Origin of the sequence: Acinetobacter sp. YH12076 (genome assembly GCF_013419525.1) — a bacterium.
Taxonomy (GTDB): domain Bacteria; phylum Pseudomonadota; class Gammaproteobacteria; order Pseudomonadales; family Moraxellaceae; genus Acinetobacter; species Acinetobacter amyesii.
The window spans coordinates 1-17,921 of the sequence record NZ_VOZY01000019.1 but is presented as its reverse complement, the minus strand read 5'-3'; the positions used below and the strand labels follow the sequence as shown (position 1 = coordinate 17,921).

Annotated in this window: 22 protein-coding genes; 6 read left to right on the top strand and 16 right to left on the bottom strand. The window is 40.7% G+C overall.

Annotated elements, in window-relative coordinates; all coding sequences use genetic code 11:
• The first annotated feature begins 127 nt into the window (after positions 1–127).
• Positions 128–1,141, top strand: a complete 1,014-nt coding sequence (locus FTU22_RS14895; protein ID WP_180095224.1) for a pirin family protein — start codon at positions 128–130, stop codon at positions 1,139–1,141.
• Between the two features lie 7 nt (positions 1,142–1,148).
• Here the strand turns inward: FTU22_RS14895 and FTU22_RS14890 are convergent, their stop codons facing one another.
• Positions 1,149–1,616: a hypothetical protein gene (locus FTU22_RS14890; protein WP_180095223.1), complete on the bottom strand. Its 468-nt coding sequence runs from the start codon at positions 1,614–1,616 to the stop codon at positions 1,149–1,151.
• Between the two features lie 105 nt (positions 1,617–1,721).
• On the opposite strand from FTU22_RS14890, the gene FTU22_RS14885 reads away from it, so the two are divergent.
• On the top strand, positions 1,722–2,165 hold the full coding sequence (locus FTU22_RS14885) for an AAA family ATPase (protein WP_180095221.1): 444 nt from the start codon (positions 1,722–1,724) through the stop codon (positions 2,163–2,165).
• Between the two features lie 6 nt (positions 2,166–2,171).
• Here FTU22_RS14885 and FTU22_RS14880 read toward each other — a convergent pair whose 3' ends face one another.
• From FTU22_RS14880 to FTU22_RS14825, 12 genes are all read right to left on the bottom strand, one after another.
• Positions 2,172–2,477, bottom strand: coding sequence for a hypothetical protein (locus tag FTU22_RS14880; RefSeq protein WP_180079244.1), 306 nt, complete (start codon positions 2,475–2,477; stop codon positions 2,172–2,174).
• 142 nt (positions 2,478–2,619) lie between these two features.
• Positions 2,620–3,099, bottom strand: coding sequence for a DUF2846 domain-containing protein (locus FTU22_RS14875; RefSeq protein ID WP_180095254.1), 480 nt, complete (start codon positions 3,097–3,099; stop codon positions 2,620–2,622).
• A 130-nt stretch (positions 3,100–3,229) separates the two neighbouring features.
• Positions 3,230–3,649, bottom strand: coding sequence for a F0F1 ATP synthase subunit epsilon (locus FTU22_RS14870; protein WP_078194022.1), 420 nt, complete (start codon positions 3,647–3,649; stop codon positions 3,230–3,232).
• A 26-nt stretch (positions 3,650–3,675) separates the two neighbouring features.
• Positions 3,676–5,070 (bottom strand): F0F1 ATP synthase subunit beta, encoded by a 1,395-nt coding sequence (gene atpD / locus FTU22_RS14865; protein ID WP_078191473.1) that lies wholly within the window; start codon positions 5,068–5,070, stop codon positions 3,676–3,678.
• Between the two features lie 29 nt (positions 5,071–5,099).
• Positions 5,100–5,969, bottom strand: coding sequence for a F0F1 ATP synthase subunit gamma (gene atpG, locus FTU22_RS14860; RefSeq protein WP_078191474.1), 870 nt, complete (start codon positions 5,967–5,969; stop codon positions 5,100–5,102).
• An 88-nt stretch (positions 5,970–6,057) separates the two neighbouring features.
• Positions 6,058–7,602 carry a F0F1 ATP synthase subunit alpha gene (atpA, locus tag FTU22_RS14855; protein WP_078194023.1) on the bottom strand — a complete coding sequence of 515 codons (1,545 nt, stop codon included), beginning with the start codon at positions 7,600–7,602 and terminating at the stop codon, positions 6,058–6,060.
• Between the two features lie 42 nt (positions 7,603–7,644).
• Positions 7,645–8,181, bottom strand: a complete 537-nt coding sequence (locus FTU22_RS14850; RefSeq protein WP_078191476.1) for a F0F1 ATP synthase subunit delta — start codon at positions 8,179–8,181, stop codon at positions 7,645–7,647.
• Between the two features lie 12 nt (positions 8,182–8,193).
• Positions 8,194–8,664, bottom strand: a complete 471-nt coding sequence (locus tag FTU22_RS14845; protein WP_078191477.1) for a F0F1 ATP synthase subunit B — start codon at positions 8,662–8,664, stop codon at positions 8,194–8,196.
• Positions 8,665–8,702: 38 nt separating this feature from the next.
• Positions 8,703–8,948 (bottom strand): F0F1 ATP synthase subunit C, encoded by a 246-nt coding sequence (atpE, locus tag FTU22_RS14840; protein ID WP_000424060.1) that lies wholly within the window; start codon positions 8,946–8,948, stop codon positions 8,703–8,705.
• Positions 8,949–9,032: 84 nt separating this feature from the next.
• On the bottom strand, positions 9,033–9,908 hold the full coding sequence (atpB, locus tag FTU22_RS14835; protein ID WP_078194024.1) for a F0F1 ATP synthase subunit A: 876 nt from the start codon (positions 9,906–9,908) through the stop codon (positions 9,033–9,035).
• Positions 9,909–10,010: 102 nt separating this feature from the next.
• Positions 10,011–10,409: an ATP synthase subunit I gene (locus FTU22_RS14830; RefSeq protein ID WP_180095219.1), complete on the bottom strand. Its 399-nt coding sequence runs from the start codon at positions 10,407–10,409 to the stop codon at positions 10,011–10,013.
• Between the two features lie 170 nt (positions 10,410–10,579).
• Positions 10,580–11,419: a metal ABC transporter solute-binding protein, Zn/Mn family gene (locus FTU22_RS14825; RefSeq protein ID WP_180095217.1), complete on the bottom strand. Its 840-nt coding sequence runs from the start codon at positions 11,417–11,419 to the stop codon at positions 10,580–10,582.
• A 140-nt stretch (positions 11,420–11,559) separates the two neighbouring features.
• On the opposite strand from FTU22_RS14825, the gene FTU22_RS14820 reads away from it, so the two are divergent.
• The 3 genes from FTU22_RS14820 to znuB are packed head-to-tail and all read left to right on the top strand — an operon-like array spanning position 11,560 to position 13,625.
• Positions 11,560–12,057 carry a transcriptional repressor gene (locus tag FTU22_RS14820; protein ID WP_168378806.1) on the top strand — a complete coding sequence of 166 codons (498 nt, stop codon included), beginning with the start codon at positions 11,560–11,562 and terminating at the stop codon, positions 12,055–12,057.
• Positions 12,030–12,821 (top strand): zinc ABC transporter ATP-binding protein ZnuC, encoded by a 792-nt coding sequence (gene znuC / locus FTU22_RS14815; protein WP_180039825.1) that lies wholly within the window; start codon positions 12,030–12,032, stop codon positions 12,819–12,821. Before FTU22_RS14820 ends, znuC begins: the two co-directional genes overlap by 28 nt.
• Positions 12,822–12,824: 3 nt before the next feature.
• Positions 12,825–13,625 carry a zinc ABC transporter permease subunit ZnuB gene (znuB, locus tag FTU22_RS14810; RefSeq protein ID WP_180089681.1) on the top strand — a complete coding sequence of 267 codons (801 nt, stop codon included), beginning with the start codon at positions 12,825–12,827 and terminating at the stop codon, positions 13,623–13,625.
• 108 nt (positions 13,626–13,733) lie between these two features.
• Here znuB and FTU22_RS14805 read toward each other — a convergent pair whose 3' ends face one another.
• Positions 13,734–14,354: a LysE family transporter gene (locus FTU22_RS14805; RefSeq protein WP_180095215.1), complete on the bottom strand. Its 621-nt coding sequence runs from the start codon at positions 14,352–14,354 to the stop codon at positions 13,734–13,736.
• Between the two features lie 159 nt (positions 14,355–14,513).
• On the opposite strand from FTU22_RS14805, the gene FTU22_RS14800 reads away from it, so the two are divergent.
• Positions 14,514–15,434 carry a Dyp-type peroxidase gene (locus FTU22_RS14800; protein ID WP_180095213.1) on the top strand — a complete coding sequence of 307 codons (921 nt, stop codon included), beginning with the start codon at positions 14,514–14,516 and terminating at the stop codon, positions 15,432–15,434.
• Between the two features lie 110 nt (positions 15,435–15,544).
• On the opposite strand, the gene FTU22_RS14795 is transcribed toward FTU22_RS14800, so the two are convergent.
• Positions 15,545–16,255: a hypothetical protein gene (locus tag FTU22_RS14795; RefSeq protein ID WP_168378810.1), complete on the bottom strand. Its 711-nt coding sequence runs from the start codon at positions 16,253–16,255 to the stop codon at positions 15,545–15,547.
• The gene (locus FTU22_RS14790) at positions 16,242–17,807 is read right to left on the bottom strand and encodes a glycoside hydrolase family 19 protein (RefSeq protein WP_373886272.1); all 1,566 of its coding nucleotides are present in this window, start codon (positions 17,805–17,807) and stop codon (positions 16,242–16,244) included. Before FTU22_RS14790 ends, FTU22_RS14795 begins: the two co-directional genes overlap by 14 nt.
• Positions 17,808–17,921 lie beyond the last annotated feature (114 nt).

Genomic DNA, 17,921 nt, shown 5'->3' with positions numbered 1-17,921 from the left:
ATCTGTTTTCAATCAAAAAAGCGTTAGACCTTGAGCTAACGCTTTTTTTCTTACAGTTCCGCTATAGAACACGACTGTTTTTCCTTTTAGATTAATGCTTAATAATAAAGCCAATGATGGAACAGTTATGTCAAACGCTTTGATTTATAACATTACACCCATTACCTTTCGTTTAGATTTAAAAGATCCTTTCTTATTTACTGCTCATCATATCGATCATTTTCCTGCTGCAAATGCAGACATGGGGCCAAAAACAGCCGCAGAGAAAGATGAATTCAATATGTACTATGGCGATGTGGTTCCAGGTTTCCCAGAGCATCCACACACTGGCTTTGAAACCATTACCTTGGTTGAACAAGGCTATGTCGATCACTTTGACTCATTAGGCAATGGCGGACGCTATGCTGCGGGTGATGTGCAATGGCTGTCTACAGGCAATGGCGTTGAACACTGTGAAATGTTCCCCCTACTGCATGAAGATAAAGCCAATCCTTTTGAACTTTTCCAAATTTGGTTTAATTCATCAGCTGAACAGAAAACCCATGATGCTGACTATAAAATGTTTTGGCGTGAAGAGATTCCTCACGTCTTTGAAACGGATAATGAAGGAAAAAAATCGGATATTCGCGTGATTTCAGGGCAGTTCAAATCCACTGATGCTATTTCCCGACCGCCACACTCATGGGCGGCTGCCGCAGAAAATAAGGTCAACATTTATTTAATCACCATGCAAGCAGGTGCAGAGTTGGTGATTCCCGCAACAACAAGTAGCTCCAACCGTTTTGCTTATTTCTATCAAGGCAATACATTAGAAATAGAAGGTCAAACCATTCAGATGAAGCATTTGGTTGAACTCCAATCAGATGCCGACGTCCATCTCAAAGCAGGTGGATTAGAAGCACGGATTCTGTGGTTAGAAGGTGAACCGATTAATGAACCCGTGGCGATGCGCGGTCCATTTGTGCTCAATACCACGGAAGAACTCGATGCAGCTTTTAAACGCTATCGTGAAACCCATTTTGGAGATTGGCCTTGGCCAACACCCGCACCGGTCTTCAAACGTGATCAGGCTCGATTTGCCAGTTATGAAGGCGGTAAACGTGTAGAGCACCCAGAGCAGGAAAGCTCACAAGCGTCTTAAAGTTCAATTAGTTGGATTGAGCAAATTCAAAAGTATTACAGTTTTTATCTTGTCCAAGTGCGCGCTGAACATCTTGTTTAAAACGTGCTTGGGCAAAGGTATATTGCTTCGGCAAAAATAAGGTAATACGTGTCGTCTGTGGATCTAAACTTTCGACCAACATTTTATGCAAATACGCCCCATGCTCAGTTCGTGCCATCAATGTCCCCTGCTCCAAATGCTCTTCTAAACGATTATCGGTATAGACGTATCGATTGTTCGCGGTAAACGCAACACAGTGATTATAGGCTTGTCGCAGATTTCGAAAGGCGGTCATATATGGGATTTTAAGCTCCGTACTGATGCCATTATCAACCGATTCAGCGACAAGTGCAGCTTCAGTGGGAAGATTGGGTGTCGTGACGTATTGGCTTTGACATGCAACGAGCAAACTATAACAAAGACACAGTGATAAACTGTTGAAAAATTTGTGCATACGGACCTTTGCAACTTGTTCTTATTTATTTTGCAGAGATTGTAGCAAAACTAGGTTGCTGATTTAATACTCTACTATTCATTCCGTGCTTTCATTGCAAATACTATGCAGCTGATTATTTTTACAGGCGTTCAAGCCTCTGGCAAATCAACCTTTTACATGTTGAATTTATATCATAGCCATTTACGTATTAATTTGGATATGTTGAAAACCCGACATCAGGAAAATATGATCTTTGAAGCAGGTTTGGCATCCAAAACCAAAATGGTGATTGACAATACCAACCCAGATCAGGAAGCTCGTGCTCGCTATATAAAACGCGCAGTAGATGCAGGGTTTGAAGTGATTGCTTATTATTTTGAAACCGATTTGGACAGCACCTTAAAGCGTAACAGTTTTCGTGAAGGCAAAGCCCATATTCCAGAAGTTGGCGTGCGTGCAACTTATCGCAAGCTTCAAGTTCCATCACAGGATGAAGGCTTTGATCAAATTTTTAAAATTAAAATTATCAGTCACGGCGAATTTTCAATTTTACCCATGCATGAATAACAACCATTAACCTGCTTTTTGGCTATCTTGCCATTTTTTAAAAGCTGATTGCATGGCCTGACGCTCATATGGTTTCACTAAACGACTTTCTAATGAAGCAAAATCACCTTTATAGGCAGCAGCGACCATCGATTTTGCCAGTTCTTGAATACTCACGCGCCCACGGTGTTCATATTGCTGGACTTCTTCATGGGAGAGTTCAACATCCCAACATGACACGACAGAACTTAGATCAACCGCAATGCTCAAATAATATTGATCAAAGTCTTGATAAAGTTCCCAAAAATGCGGCTCATAGGCGATAAGGTTCATGGTGCAATGCTAGCTGATTGAATTTAATCACCATAAAGATTGTATTGAATAAAATATATTCAACTTTAGATTGATCAATTTCAAAGAATTTAGGGATAAAAAAACCACCCTTTCGAGTAGTTTTTTATCTACATATGAACCTTTATTTCAATGCGATGGTGGCTTTGCTGCAATTACCACCTTGTGCAAATGCATATTCGCTTACGGCCTTTTTGCCTGTTTGCTCATCAACCAGTTTTAAATTTGCCCCACCTACAAATGCGCCCATTTTAATAAATTGCTGAACAAAATATTGTTTACCTGCTTCAGTTTCAATATCCAAATGGTTAGGTGAAAATTCTGATTCAGTCGATATTGTATGTTTTTGATTACCCATTACTTCTTTATAAAAAAATACTCCACGAGAGGTTTCACCTAAACATTCCCCATCTACCCATACATCTTTCTTTAAGGCAGCGCCTTTCACAGAAGCTGAACGATATACATAAATTCCTGCATTGCCTTCTTGTGGGGCATTAAATTGTTTTACTGCTGTTGAAGCATTTTGATCTGCTTTAGGTACGGATGCACACCCAACAAATCCCAAAGATAATAGTAATGTGAAAAAGATTTTATTAGACATCATTAATTCCATTGATATATTATTAAGCATATGAAAAATAACAATTAATCAAAATATAATCAAATTTATTTATTATTCAGCCATAAAAAAACCACCCTTTCGGGTGGCTCTTTCAATCTCAAACTGCGTCTTATTGAGCGCGGTTTTTGATTTTGCGGATGGTTTCCAACTGAGCAGCAGTTTCTGCAAGAGCAGCCAAAGCAGCAGCAGAGTCCAAGTCGCTCTTTTGATTTGCTAACAATTGTTCAGCTTGTTTACGAGCTTCAATAATTGCTGCTTCATCAAGGTTGTCAGCACGTACTGCAGTATCTGCAAGTACAGTAACAACGTGCGGTTGAACTTCTAGTACACCACCTGATACATAGATTAATTCTTCTGTACCATTTTCAAGCAGAACGCGGATTGCGCCCGGCTTGAGCAAAGTTACTAGTGGCGCATGGCCAGGCATAATACCTAACTCACCACCAGCACCTTTAGCAATTAGCATAGTTACAGCGCCAGAGTACAAAGACTCTTTAACACTTACAACGTCACATTGCATAGTCGCCATGAGAATCTCCTAAATTAGGGAACTAATTAAAGTTTCTCAGCTTTAGCAATAACTTCATCAATACCACCAACCATGTAGAACGCTTGTTCTGGAATGTGGTCGTATTCACCAGCTAGAAGACCTTTAAAGCCACGAATTGTTTCTTTAAGCGGTACAAGTTTACCAGGAGCACCAGTAAACACTTCAGCTACGTGGAACGGTTGAGAGAAGAAACGTTGGATCTTACGTGCACGGTATACAGTAAGTTTGTCTTCTTCTGCCAATTCGTCCATACCAAGAATTGCGATAATGTCTTTCAATTCTTTGTAACGTTGAAGAACGTTTTGAACTGAACGAGCGATTTCGTAATGCTCAGTACCCACTACAAGTGGATCTAACTGACGTGAAGTAGAGTCAAGTGGATCGATCGCTGGGTAAATACCAGAAGATGCGATGTCACGGCTCAATACAACAGTCGCGTCCAAGTGAGCGAAGGTAGTCGCAGGCGATGGATCTGTTAAGTCATCGGCAGGTACGTATACCGCTTGGATTGACGTAATAGAACCAGACTTAGTAGACGTAATACGTTCTTGAAGAACACCCATCTCTTCTGCAAGAGTCGGTTGGTAACCTACTGCAGATGGCATACGACCTAGAAGTGCTGATACTTCAGTACCCGCTAGTGTATAACGATAGATGTTGTCAACGAACAATAGAACGTCACGGCCTTTACCGTTTTCGTCTTTTTCGTCACGGAAGTACTCAGCCATAGTCAAACCAGTCAACGCTACACGTAAACGGTTACCTGGTGGCTCATTCATCTGACCGTAGACCATTGCTACTTTGTCTAGAACGTTTGAGTCTTTCATTTCGTGATAGAAGTCATTACCTTCACGAGTACGTTCACCAACACCAGCAAACACAGATAAACCTGAGTGAGCTTTCGCGATGTTGTTGATCAACTCCATCATGTTTACAGTTTTACCAACACCGGCACCACCGAACAGACCAACTTTACCACCTTTTGCGAACGGGCAAAGTAAGTCAATGACTTTAATACCAGTTTCTAAAAGGTCAGTAGAAGCCGCTTGTTCTGCATAAGAAGGCGCTTGACGGTGAATTGGTAAACGAGCTTCAGTACCAACAGGACCAGCTTCGTCGATAGGGCGACCAAGAACGTCCATGATACGACCTAAACATGCAGTACCTACAGGTACAGAGATAGGCGCGCCAGTGTTAGTTACAGTAAGACCACGCTTAAGGCCTTCAGTAGAACCCATTGCAATAGTACGAACTACGCCATCACCAAGTTGCTGCTGAACTTCTAATGTAGTTTCAGTACCATCAACATGGAGAGCGTCATAGATCTTAGGAACGCTGTTACGTTCAAACTCGACGTCGATAACCGCGCCGATGATCTGAATGATACGACCGCTACTCATTGCTGTCTCCTCAATTCAAACTAATAATGTTAAACGGCAGCGGCACCACCAACGATCTCAGAGATTTCCTGAGTAATCGCGGCTTGACGCAGCTTGTTATAAATAAGTTGTAGGCTCTTGATCAATTCACCCGCGTTATCAGTTGCAGCTTTCATTGCAACCATACGAGCAGACTGTTCACATGCGATGTTTTCAATCACACCTTGATAAACCATAGACTCAATGTAACGAACCAATAAACCATTTAGAAGCTCTTCAGCTTCTGGTTCATAGATATAGTCCCAACCGTATTGACGATTTAGGCCTTCGCTTTCCTCAGCAGCTGCTAAAGGAACAAGCTGTTCGATTTTTTGGTTTTGAGTCATGGCGTTGACAAAGCCGTTTGACACTAGATAAATACGATCTAACTCGCCTTTATCAAACGCGTCTAACATCACCTGTACAGAACCAGTTAACTGTTCAAGACTCGGAGCATCACCTACGTTTGTAGTTGCACCAAGAACTTTACCGCCGTAGTTTTTAAAAAACGAAACCGCTTTTTGACCAATTAAAGCAAATTGAACTTCAATTGACTGCTCTTGTTGCTGTTGTACGTGTTTGACCACTTTTTTGAACAAGTTAATGTTCAAACCACCAGCAAGGCCGCGATCTGAAGAAACAATGATATAGCCAACGCGCTTTACAGGACGTTCAACCATATAACGGTGTTTGTATTCAGGGTTCGCTTGTACCAAATGAGCAATTACACGGTGCATATTTTCGGCATACGGACGGCCTTGAGCCATGCGCTCTTGCGCACGACGCATCTTAGAAGCTGCTACCATCTGCATCGCGCGAGTAATTTTCTGCGTGCTTTTGATACTAGCTACTTTGGCGCGAATTTCTTTTAAATTTGCCATACGCTTAACCTAGTATTCGAAAGCCCTTTCGAGCTTTCGAAGGTTGATCCGTGAACCAAACCAGAACCAGATTCAACATCGTTGAATCTTAGTAAGTTTGAGTCGCTTTAAAGCTTTCAATACCTGCTTTGATTGCTGCTTCGATTTCTTTATCGTAAGCACCAGTCTCGTCAATTTTTTGCATTAACGCAGCATGTTCTGAACGGAAGTAAGAGATCAACGCAGCATCAAATGCAACGATTTTCTTCACTTCTACGTCAGCCATATAGCCTTCGTTAGATGCATAAATTGAAACAGCTTGGTCAGCAATTGAGTACGGAGCATATTGTTTTTGCTTCATAAGCTCAGTTACACGTTGACCATGTTCAAGCTGTTTACGAGTTGCTTCGTCAAGATCAGAAGCGAACTGAGCAAACGCAGCTAATTCACGGTATTGCGCAAGAGCGGTACGGATACCACCTGACAATTTTTTGATGATCTTAGTCTGAGCAGAACCACCAACACGTGATACAGAGATACCCGCGTTCACAGCAGGACGAATACCTGCGTTGAATAATGATGTTTCTAAGAAGATCTGACCGTCAGTAATCGAAATTACGTTTGTAGGTACGAATGCAGATACGTCACCGGCTTGAGTTTCAATAATCGGTAATGCAGTTAATGAACCAGTTTGGCCTTTAACTTCACCATTAGTGAATTTCTCAACGTAGTCAGCAGATACACGTGAAGCACGTTCAAGTAAACGTGAGTGTAGATAGAATACGTCACCAGGATATGCTTCACGACCTGGTGGACGACGTAGAAGCAATGAAATTTGACGGTAAGCAACAGCTTGTTTAGACAAGTCATCATAAATGATAAGCGCGTCTTCACCGCGGTCACGGAAGTACTCACCCATTGTACAACCAGCATACGGAGCAAGATACTGCATCGCTGCAGGATCAGCTGCAGCAGCTGCTACAACAGTTGTGTACGCCATAGCGCCAGTTTCTTCTAGCTTGCGCACAACGTTAGCGATAGTCGATTGTTTTTGACCAATTGCTACGTATATACATTTAATGCCAGAGTTTTTCTGAGCGATGATCGCATCGATCGCCATAGCTGTTTTACCAGTTTGACGGTCACCGATGATCAACTCACGTTGACCACGACCAACAGGGATCATTGTATCTACTGATTTATAACCAGTTTGTACAGGTTGATCCACTGATTGACGCCAAATTACGCCTGGTGCTACTTTTTCAACAGCATCAGTAAGTTTTGCGTCAATAGGGCCTTTACCATCAATTGGGTTACCCAAAGCATCTACTACACGGCCTAAAAGTTCTGGACCAACCGGAACTTCTAATACACGACCTGTGCAACGAGCTTTTTGACCTTCTTGAAGGCTTAAGTAGTTACCTAAGACAACGGCACCCACTGAATCCTGTTCTAGGTTCAGTGCCATACCAAATAAGCCGCCGTCGAATTCGATCATTTCACCGTACATTGCATCAGCAAGGCCGTGAATGCGCACAATACCGTCGGAAACCATAACAATGGTCCCTTCGTTCTTAGCGGTCGCGCTGGTGTCCAGATCGCCGATACGCTGTTTAATGAGCGCACTGATCTCGGATGGATTCAGTTGTTGCATTGCGCTATACCTCAATCTTTTTAAAGTTCAGTCTTCAAGCTGTTAAGCAAGAAGACGAGTCCGCATTTTTTCAAGCTTGTTAAGCGCAGAATCATCTATCACTTGGTCGCCTGCACGAATAACTACACCCGCGATTAACGCTGGGTTAACTTCGACAGAAACATTTACAGCAGCTTCGAATTTTTTCTCTAATGCATGCGCAAGTAATTGTTCTTGTACAGAAGTCAATGGGAATGCAGATTCAATCACTACATCCACAGTATTGTTATTCTGTGATTTGAGCTGTTCGTATTCTTCTGAAATTTCAGGAAGAAGTGCCAGACGGTCATTATCAGCAAGCAATGTCAAAAAGTTTGACACTGCTGCAGTCTGGTCTTCACCTAAAACTTTTGCGAAAACACTTACCTGCTCAGCAGGAGTAAGCTCAGGGCGATTTAGATAAGCTGAAAATGCTTCGTCTTGCACCGCAGCACTGAGCAAGTTTAATGCATTTGACCAAGCGTCAGTTGCATTTTGCTCAGAAGCGTAAGCAAATGCTGCTTTAGCGTATGGGCGTGCCAACGTCAAGAGTTCAGCCATAATCCGCCTCTCTTAAAGTTTAGCAGCCAGCTGAGTCAGCATGGCATTGTGAGCTTCTGCGTCAACTTGCTGGTTCAGAATTTTTTCTGCGCCAGTAACTGCAAGAGCAGCAACTTGTTGACGTAATTCTTCGCGAGCAGCATTGATTTCAGTATCAACAGCTTCTTTAGCTTGTTGACGAATACGCTCACCTTCAGCCGCAGCTTGAGTACGCGCTTCTTCTACCAATTGCGCACCACGACGGTTCGCTTGTTCGATCAATTGAGCCGCTTGTGCTTTAGCCGCATCTAATTCAGCTTTCACTTGTGCTTGCGCATCCGCAAGGTCAGCTTTCGCTTTTTCAGCAGCGTTTAAGCCATCAGCGATTTTACGCTGACGCTCACTAATCGCATTGATTAGTGGTGGCCAAACAAATTTCATGCAGAATGCGACAAAAATCGCAAAAGCAATCGCTTGGCCAATCAATGTGAGGTTGATATTCATTGCTATTCCTCAATAGTTTAATTTAGGAATTAAGCTGATTAACCTACAAATGGATTAGCGAAGATGAAGAACAAGCCAATACCAACACCGATCATAGGCACAGCATCAAGAAGACCCGCGATTAAGAACATACGAGTTTGAAGTTGTGGAGCCAATTCTGGTTGACGAGCAACAGCTTCTAAGAAACGGCCGCCTAGAAGACCAAAACCAATCGCAGTACCTAAAGCACCAAAAGCGATCAAGATAGCAGATGCAATTGCAACTAGACCTAAAGTGAGTTCCATGATAATTCCTCAGAGGTTAGGTTTATACCAAATTAAGTTAAAAAATTGTGTGCCCAACCACCCTTTGACAGTTGAGCAATACCATTAATGCTTTTCGCTAGCCATACTCATATATACGATAGTCAACATCATGAAAATGAATGCTTGTAACGTAATAACAAGAATATGGAAGATCGCCCAAGGCACAGACAACGCCCACTGGATCCAGAACGGCAATAATGCGATCAAGATGAAGATCAACTCACCCGCATACATGTTACCGAACAGTCGTAGAGCCAATGAGATTGGACGTGCAATAAAAGTTACTAATTCAAGAATAATGTTTACTGGAATAAGTAATGCTTTTAAAACTGGGTTACTTGGGTTAAATGGGTTAAGTGCAAATTCTGCACCGAATCCGACAAGACCTTTCTCACGGATACTATAGAAAATAGTTAACGCAAATACTGACAATGCCATACCAAGGGTAATGTTAGGATCAGTAGATGGAACGATTTTGAAGTAAACGTGGTGAGGATCCATACCAAACACGTTAGCACCGATCAATTGAGCTGTATAAGGAATCCAGTCAACAGGGATCAAGTCCATCAAGTTCATGAGGAAAATCCACACGAAGATGGTCAACGCTAACGGCGCGATTAAGCGCGATTTGCCATGGAAAGTGTCACGGACACTTGAGTCAACGAACTCGATAATCATTTCGATTGCAGACTGGAACTTGGTCGGAACACCAGAGTTTGCAGCTTTCGCTACAACCCAGAACAACAAACAGAAAACAATACCAAGGCCGATAGACCAACCCATTGAATCCAAGTGAATAGCAGTGAACCCCATCTCTTGAGCTTCTTTAGCAGTCTCAGCTAACTTCCAAGTACCATCTGGCATTTTGCCATAGGTCATGTTAGTCAAGTGATGCTGAATGTACTCGGTCGAAGTAAGGGCATGTTCTTCAGCAGCCATAAATCACACCTGGTCAATGTCAAAACTAATAGAGAAAACGAATATCGCGTGCTGCCTGATATCTCGTTACTCTCCAAAAAACTTTTCAATTTTTTGTTGTGCTTATACTCGTTTTTTTAAGCGTGTTGCCCAAAAAGGAGCGACCCACGACATACTTTGTACGAGCATAAAACCACAAAACAATGCCACCGCTGACAACGGTTTGACATTGATCAAAATCAAAATGAATCCAACAATCACGATTGCAAACTTGCCCATTAAGCCACGATACATGTTTGACAGCACCTGTTTAGAGGCACGGGCACCAGCCGCACGAAACGACTGCCATGAAAAGTAGCTACTTGCTAGCCAGCATACCAACGCACCCAAAGCTGCACTATATGCTGTGATTGTGTCTTTAAGGACCCAACCAACCAGGGCTGAAACAGGAATCATTACTGCTTGTAAGATGACTAAAGCTTTCGCTAATCGTCGATCAATCATGCGACTAGTTCGACTCATTTTTGTTCACTCACAGCAATTCTGCTTGACAAGTTTAACTGATGATTATTTTTAATCGCAGGCATTATAGAGTTACACCCCTTAACTTGCAATCTTTTCCCGACCTTAGTCGTGTTTTTTTAAATTGGTAAACTGCTTTCAAACTAATCAATAGTTGTTTGTTTTTTACATTACTTTCGCGCATTTAGTGTGCACTTAAGGGTTTTATCAGCCAACATCTTCCATGCTGTTACAAAATCCCCTGCCCCACTCATGGTTTCGTCCACCGGCTGAAAGACGATGCCACCGAGCTTTTGATACTGATTTTGGCTGGCATGTGCTTCTGCAAGTAAGCATACTTTTGGCTGTGCACGATGGTCTTTCAGGTATTTGATTTGTGCCAATGTCGGTGCGACATGTGGATCATCTGTTAACGCACCGGTAAATTTCAAATTCAGTGAGCGCTCAAGATATTGATAGGCATCGTGGTAAGACCAGTAAGGCTGAGCACGGCTCGACACATCTGTTTTTTGGGCTGTGATCAAGAGTTTCTGCGCAAATGCACGCGCATTAGCCCAATATTTTTCACGATGTTCTGGAAACTGTTGTGAACGTAAAGCAGCAATAAAAAAGCCGATTCGAACCGCATTGTTTGGTTCAAGCCAGACATGTGTATCGATTGTGCCTTTTAATGCATTGCCACGGACATCCCGTAATGGCAAAGCACTGATAATGCCTGAGTCTAAAATAGCGATACTTTTGCCACTTTCACCTAACATTTTTGCTAAAGGTGCTTCGTGTGCATGGCCTAACCATAAAACGAGATTGGCATCTTGCACGGTTTTACGGTGCGCAGGCGTCAAACTCACATCATGGCCAGATTGATGGTCAAGCAATAGTTTTGGCTGCTCTACACCCTTGAGTACATCCTTTGCGATTAGATAAATCGGTTGTGTAGAAACAACGAGGCCTTGCGCCCAGCTCATCACACTAAATAAAGCCAAACTACAAAAAAGAATTACACGGGACATGGGGAGAGAGCACCATAAAATGAATAGTGTTATAATATAACAAAATCGTAAAAAAACCTACGTCTGTTCGTAAGTCCTTACGCTTCATGTTAAGATTTAAAGTCTTTTTTCTTTATACACTTTCGTACTCGAGGTTGGCTATGAGCGCATGTTCACACGAACATCATAATGCTTTGCATGGTGTACACGATCATCATAATGTCGAACAGCGCCTTGCTGAAGCTGAGAGTCTCTGTAGTGCGACGGGTGCTCGGCTTACGCCCTTGCGTAAAGAAGTATTAGAACTGATCTTAAATGCAACAGGACCAATGGGCGCTTATGACCTTTTGGCTAAAATCAAAAGTGAGTCTGACCGACCTGCAGCTCCACCGACAGTGTACCGTACGCTGGATTTTCTGCTTGAAAAAGGTTTGATTCACCGTCTGACTTCGATTAATGCGTACATCCCGTGTTGCCATCCGCGCGAAGGACATCAAGCTGCATTTCTGATTTGCACCGATTGTAAATTAGTCAAAGAAGCATCTGCTCAAGGCTTGATGGCGCAACTCGATGAATTGTCTGCATCCGATGGCTTTACTGCACATCACAGTATTATTGAAATTTCAGGGATCTGTCAGCAGTGCCGCAGCAAACACTAAATGTAAAGCCCATTGTGGCTTTAGAGCATGTTCATGTCCGAATCGATGAACGTGACATTTTAAAAAATGTGGATTTCGCCTTACACGAAAAAGAAATTGTCACATTGATTGGTCCCAATGGTGCAGGCAAATCCACGCTCATCAAAGTGTTGTTGGGTATTGTAAAACCTGTATCTGGCAAAGTGATCAGCACACAAAAATTAAAATTTTCATATGTGCCACAAAAATTTAATCCATCACACAGCTTACCGCTACGTGTGTGTGATTTATTGGCCCTAGAAAAATGTGATGCCAGCATTAAGCAAGAAATTATTCGTGATACAGGCATTGCCAAGTTACAACAATCTAAAGTTCAGCAATTATCGGGCGGCGAACGTCAACGCGTTCTGATTGCACGAGCTTTATTGCGTCAACCGAATGTATTGGTTCTAGATGAACCCATGCAAGGTCTGGATATCCAGTCTGAAGCGGAACTGTATGACTACGTGCGTAGCTTGCCTGAAAAATATGGCTGTGCAGTTTTGATGGTTTCTCATGACTTACAGTGGGTCATGCAAGGCACGCACCGTGTGGTTTGCCTGAACAAACATATTTGTTGCAGTGGCTTGCCTGAAAATGTGCAGCAACATCCTGAATATCAAGCGATCTTTGGAACAAATCGTGTGTTCTATCAACACCATCACGATCACTGTGCGCATGGCGATAGTGCAACGCCTTGCCAGCATGACTCTCGTCCCCATATTCACCCTGAACCGGAAGCATAATCCATGATGGAATGGCTACAACTCCTTTTGCCAGCATGGATCATGGGCACTTTGCTGGTGTTCCTGACTGCACCCCTCGGCTGTTTAATGCTATGGCGTCGCATGTCTTTTTTTGCGGATACCATGGCACATGGCACTTTACTCGGTGTCGCCATTGCCGGTGCAATGAGTCTACCGCTTTGGACAGGCGTTACATTGATTGCGCTCTTATTGGTTGCAATCTTATGGGTGTTACACGACCCTCGCTTGCCCAATGACGCCTTGCTCGCGCTATGTTCAGCAACACTCCTGTGCTCTGGCTTACTCTTCATACAACATTTGCCCAGCTTAAGACCTGAATTACTCAGCTATTTATTTGGTGATTTACTCACCATTTCTTGGTCAGATTTGCCTGTCTTTGCAGTGGTGATCATTGTGGCACTGACCGTGCTGTATAAAAGTTGGCAATCTCAAATTCAGATTGCCATTGACCCCGATATTGCGGTCAGTGAAGGTGTCAGTGCCAAATGGCAACGTCTGATTTTTATGTTATTACTGGCATTATTTACTGTACTGGCTTTACGTGCTGTCGGCTCATTGCTGATGGGTGCATTGTTAGTGATTCCTGCATTAACCGCTCGTTTATTGGCGAATTCACCGAAGCAAATGGTGCTGTGGTCTTTCATCATTGCCCAAGTCGGTGTGACTGTGGGGTTATGGTCGAGTGCTGGTTTAAACACCTCTACAGGACTGACCATTGTATTAACTATGGCTCTGCTCTTTGCCCTAATTTTTATTCTACAAAAATTTAAGAAAGTCGCTTGAGTAGCACAGTTCATTGTTCAATTCGCGACATATCAAAATAAAAAAGCCATGCAGTTGCATGGCTTTTTTTGCACGTCAAATACGATGCTCAGAATCATCTAACTGGATTTATTGATGCACCAAACTCAATAAGCTCGCCGCACAAGCAAATAATACCGCAAAGGTTCGATTCAAATATTTTTGTTGTTTGGGTGATTTTAATAATCGCAGTACTTTTGCAGCGAGACCGGTATACCCCGCCATGACAATCAGATCGATGCTAATCATCGTTGCAGCCATGATGACATATTGAATCCATTGGGGTTTGGATAAATCTAAAAACTGCGGCAAAACTGCCAACAAAAATACAATCGCTTTAGGATTGCTCATATTGACCAAAAAGCCATGTAAAATTAATTTTGAACGTGATTTATTTGGTAAATTTTGTTGGATTTCAATTGACTCAATTGGCGCTGTCCACTGTAAATAAGCCAAATACAATAAATAGACCACTCCAAACCATTTCACGATCAGAAAAGCCCATGGTGTCGTCGCAAATAAGACCCCTGCCCCAGCTGCAACAATGGCGATCTGAACCAAAAGTGCCAATTGCAGGCCGACTGCATTCCAATACCCATGCTTAAACCCATAATTCAAACCACTCGACATAGACGCAATTGCACCTGCACCTGGGGAAACACTAATTACCCAACATGCCAACATATATGCAATCCAGATTTGATAGGACATCATTAGCTCAAGTTTGAAATGGGTCTGTATTATATGACATTTACTCTATTTTCATGACAATAATGCACGCTAAAAGGCCAAATGAAGACTACACTCTCAGCGCTGCTTAAGGCACAATATACACAGCCACTCAGAAATTATAATTTTTAGGAGCCATGAATGTCTGCTCAATCTGTAATTTTGCCATTACCCTCAGATCATGCTCGTTTTATTGTTTTACGTTTAAAAGATTTAACGATTAGCGAATTAAAAGAACAACTTGAAGACTTATTTAGCACTCGTGATCGTCTAATTACCCAACATCCTAATGCACAGATTAAAACAGCTGTAGCTTTTGGACCTGAACTTTGGGCACAACTTTATATTCAATCTCCAGCAGGCTTTAAACAACTTGATCCAATTCAAGGTTCATTTAACATGCCTGTAGCCCCAGCAGATGTACTGATTCACATTGCAGCACAGCGTACAGATATTTGCTTTGCTTTAAGCCAAGCTTTCTTTGATGGCATTCAAGATAAAGTTGAGGTTTTAGATGAGCGTGTTTGCTTCCGCAATTTCGATGGCCGTGACTTAACTGGCTTTATTGATGGTACTGAAAACCCTCAATTTCCAGATGACCGCGCTGAAACAGCTTTACTTTCTGAAGAAGCAGGCATTTTTGCAGATGGTTCTTTTGTGTTTGCGCAGCGATATGCACACAACTTAGATAAATGGAAAAAGTTAAAGGTAGATGCTCAGGAACATGTAATTGGGCGCACCAAACTTGAGTCAATTGAGTTGGATGAAGACGAACAACCTGAAAACTCACATGTATCACGTACCGTTGTTGAAGATGGTGAGGGTGAAGAACTTGCAATTTTGCGTCATTCATTGCCTTATGGCGATGGCCGCGGTGACCAAGGTTTGTTCTTTATTGCCTATACCAAAGATCTCAGCATTATCGACAGTATGTTGGTTCGTATGTTTGGCACCAGTGGTGACGGCATTCATGACCGCTTACTTCACTTTGTTACGCCAATGGACGGAGCGTATTACTTTGCACCAAGTGAAGAGCTGTTGGAAGAAGTTTTAGAAGGTTAAATAAATAAAGCCGACGAGAGTCGGCTTTATTTAACAATGTTGGATTTTCCAAGTCCTTAACAATATTTCTATATTGAATAAATGAAGCCCAAATAAATTGTTAAAGATTATTACAAAACATCTGATAATTTTATATAGCCTTTTGTTATTTTACCCAACCCCTTAAATTCAACATTAATATAAATCAGGTTATTATTCTCAATCAAGCCATCTATTTTTACTTTATCACCACGAATAATATATGATTTTGTTTTCTTTAATTCATTATTAAAAAAATATGCTTTATTTGCGCTTATTTCTAAATTTTTCACTACTTGATTTGAATTGTTTTTTAAATACATTTTAAACAACCCACCTGAATAAACCTTACTTAAATTAAGATCGCTATCTAGTGTTTTCAATTCTTCTGACAGGAGATATTTACCATTTTTCAAAACATATATTCGAGTATACCCAACAGCTCCATCATTAAACCTTTCAATAATTTTATATTCATTAATATCAAATTCTGGATCATATAGAGGGCTTAGATAGAATTTTTTTGCTTTATTTTCTGATATATCGAATATTTCATATTTACCCCCAGAGTTACAATCATCAGTGTGATTTACAAATAAATATCTTTTATTATCATTAGTTAAATTTTCAATTGAAAAAGCATCTTTATCAAAACAGTAATTCTCATCAGTAAATAGAAAAATTTTAGCATTGCCCTGTTTAAAAAAAATATTATTATTTTCTTTAACCAGCTTATTATCGGCACATGCAAATGTGGAATAAACCAATATAAATAGAAAAATAAAAAAATTATTTGAACCCATTTCGCTTTTCAACCTCTCTTAATATTTTCAAAAATAAGCTTTTTCTTTCAGCAAGGCCATTTGTACCACCATTAATCCTTTTGCTTACCTGCTCTACTACACCTAAATGATATGAATCTGAGTATGTTTTTGTAAAATCAATATAACCATTACGAACTAAACTATCCGCATTTTTAAACTCATTAAATGCCCATACTGCACTTTCCACAGCATGAAAAAGATCATTGCATAATAAGTCTGGATCACTTACCACATCGATCCCTGAATATTTTTTATATTTAAGATATGCACTTTTCCACGTTAATTGAATTAAACCTTTACCTTTATATTTGGGTCCATCACCTGGAGTCGTATTTCCTTCTGCTAAAATTTGTTTACGCCTTCTACATGATCTACTCTTAGGAGCATTACATACTTCTGGAGGAAAATTTCCAATGTCATAATCCTTTCCACTTGCATATTCAATCAAGGTATTAAAATGATCACACTCATGATAAATTTGAGCAAGAAAATGACATAATATAAGCTTATCTGTCATTTTATACTTCAACAATCCCTTATTTAAAGCGGGTAAAAATTGTTCTGGAGTCGAGTTTTGAGTTGGTCTTCCATTCATTGTTTTATGCCAAAACAATTTTTTTGTTCCATAAACTTCTTTGAAAAAGCTTAATGAAATTATCTCTCCCGCAGAGGTATCTTCTATCCGCTGTGGCGTAATTGGATCATTTTGGGCTGTTTTTCCATTTAAAACATCTACATCTAATTGTAAATCAATAAATTCTTCTTTTACTCTTCTAACCATAAAATCTACTGAATCTAAAGGTTTTCCATCGGGTTTAAATATAGTCAATTTAATTTTTTGACCAACCCAATTTGTTAATTTCAACTGTCCGTTTTTAACTTTAAAATTTTTCTTGTTAACATTATCAAAAATCATTTCAACATCAACATCTTGAACCGCATAACGCTGACCTGATTTATCTAATACCTTTATTAGGGTGAAACCTTTAAAATTATTATATGGCTCATTAAGTTTAATTAATATAGGTTGTTCTTTTCCAGCCCCCGAATTTCCAGAAAACTTAAGCTCAAATTGATCATTAGAAGTAAGTACTAAAACTTCAATATCTCTATTTGGTGATGATAATACCTCAACAATACCTTGGTCATTGGTGTATTTATCTGGGGAACTCCCCTTACCTTTTGGTCTTGACTGAATGGGGAAATTAACCATTGCTTTCCCATTACTATCCAATACTTTAAATAATGTACTAACTATTCCTTTACTAGGACTTACATTGCTTGTTCTTTGATATTCTTCAATTGTTTTAGGTAAGTTAATTATAATAGGGTTCTTTTCTGATGAGCTTATTGAAGAATTAATTAATTTAAATGATGTGTAATCCTTCTGATTAGGAGGTTTTGCCAATATCTCTATCATTCTATCCGGCGATGCTTGAAATATAAAAAGACCATTAATATCTGTTTTTTTTAAATTTTCTTTCAATGATCCTAGGTATTTAGATTTTACATTTAAATGGCTTTGTTGCACAAACCTATCTGTAAAGGCTTTTTCAGCGATATAATTTTCAAATGAAGAAGCCTACACACAAAATCTACCGCACAACCAATTGGCCCGCATATAACCGAGCACTCATGAGTCGCG

What these genes read in the sequence shown, in the direction of transcription:
- FTU22_RS14895 (WP_180095224.1), top strand. Translation starts at nt 128, where the DNA reads ATGTCAAACGCTTTGATTTATAACATTACACCCATTACCTTTCGTTTA.
- FTU22_RS14890 (WP_180095223.1), bottom strand. Translation starts at nt 1,616, where the DNA reads ATGCACAAATTTTTCAACAGTTTATCACTGTGTCTTTGTTATAGTTTG.
- FTU22_RS14885 (WP_180095221.1), top strand. Translation starts at nt 1,722, where the DNA reads ATGCAGCTGATTATTTTTACAGGCGTTCAAGCCTCTGGCAAATCAACC.
- FTU22_RS14880 (WP_180079244.1), bottom strand. Translation starts at nt 2,477, where the DNA reads ATGAACCTTATCGCCTATGAGCCGCATTTTTGGGAACTTTATCAAGAC.
- FTU22_RS14875 (WP_180095254.1), bottom strand. Translation starts at nt 3,099, where the DNA reads ATGTCTAATAAAATCTTTTTCACATTACTATTATCTTTGGGATTTGTT.
- FTU22_RS14870 (WP_078194022.1), bottom strand. Translation starts at nt 3,649, where the DNA reads ATGGCGACTATGCAATGTGACGTTGTAAGTGTTAAAGAGTCTTTGTAC.
- atpD (WP_078191473.1), bottom strand. Translation starts at nt 5,070, where the DNA reads ATGAGTAGCGGTCGTATCATTCAGATCATCGGCGCGGTTATCGACGTC.
- atpG (WP_078191474.1), bottom strand. Translation starts at nt 5,969, where the DNA reads ATGGCAAATTTAAAAGAAATTCGCGCCAAAGTAGCTAGTATCAAAAGC.
- atpA (WP_078194023.1), bottom strand. Translation starts at nt 7,602, where the DNA reads ATGCAACAACTGAATCCATCCGAGATCAGTGCGCTCATTAAACAGCGT.
- FTU22_RS14850 (WP_078191476.1), bottom strand. Translation starts at nt 8,181, where the DNA reads ATGGCTGAACTCTTGACGTTGGCACGCCCATACGCTAAAGCAGCATTT.
- FTU22_RS14845 (WP_078191477.1), bottom strand. Translation starts at nt 8,664, where the DNA reads ATGAATATCAACCTCACATTGATTGGCCAAGCGATTGCTTTTGCGATT.
- atpE (WP_000424060.1), bottom strand. Translation starts at nt 8,948, where the DNA reads ATGGAACTCACTTTAGGTCTAGTTGCAATTGCATCTGCTATCTTGATC.
- atpB (WP_078194024.1), bottom strand. Translation starts at nt 9,908, where the DNA reads ATGGCTGCTGAAGAACATGCCCTTACTTCGACCGAGTACATTCAGCAT.
- FTU22_RS14830 (WP_180095219.1), bottom strand. Translation starts at nt 10,409, where the DNA reads ATGAGTCGAACTAGTCGCATGATTGATCGACGATTAGCGAAAGCTTTA.
- FTU22_RS14825 (WP_180095217.1), bottom strand. Translation starts at nt 11,419, where the DNA reads ATGTCCCGTGTAATTCTTTTTTGTAGTTTGGCTTTATTTAGTGTGATG.
- FTU22_RS14820 (WP_168378806.1), top strand. Translation starts at nt 11,560, where the DNA reads ATGAGCGCATGTTCACACGAACATCATAATGCTTTGCATGGTGTACAC.
- znuB (WP_180089681.1), top strand. Translation starts at nt 12,825, where the DNA reads ATGATGGAATGGCTACAACTCCTTTTGCCAGCATGGATCATGGGCACT.
- FTU22_RS14805 (WP_180095215.1), bottom strand. Translation starts at nt 14,354, where the DNA reads ATGTCCTATCAAATCTGGATTGCATATATGTTGGCATGTTGGGTAATT.
- FTU22_RS14800 (WP_180095213.1), top strand. Translation starts at nt 14,514, where the DNA reads ATGTCTGCTCAATCTGTAATTTTGCCATTACCCTCAGATCATGCTCGT.
- FTU22_RS14795 (WP_168378810.1), bottom strand. Translation starts at nt 16,255, where the DNA reads ATGGGTTCAAATAATTTTTTTATTTTTCTATTTATATTGGTTTATTCC.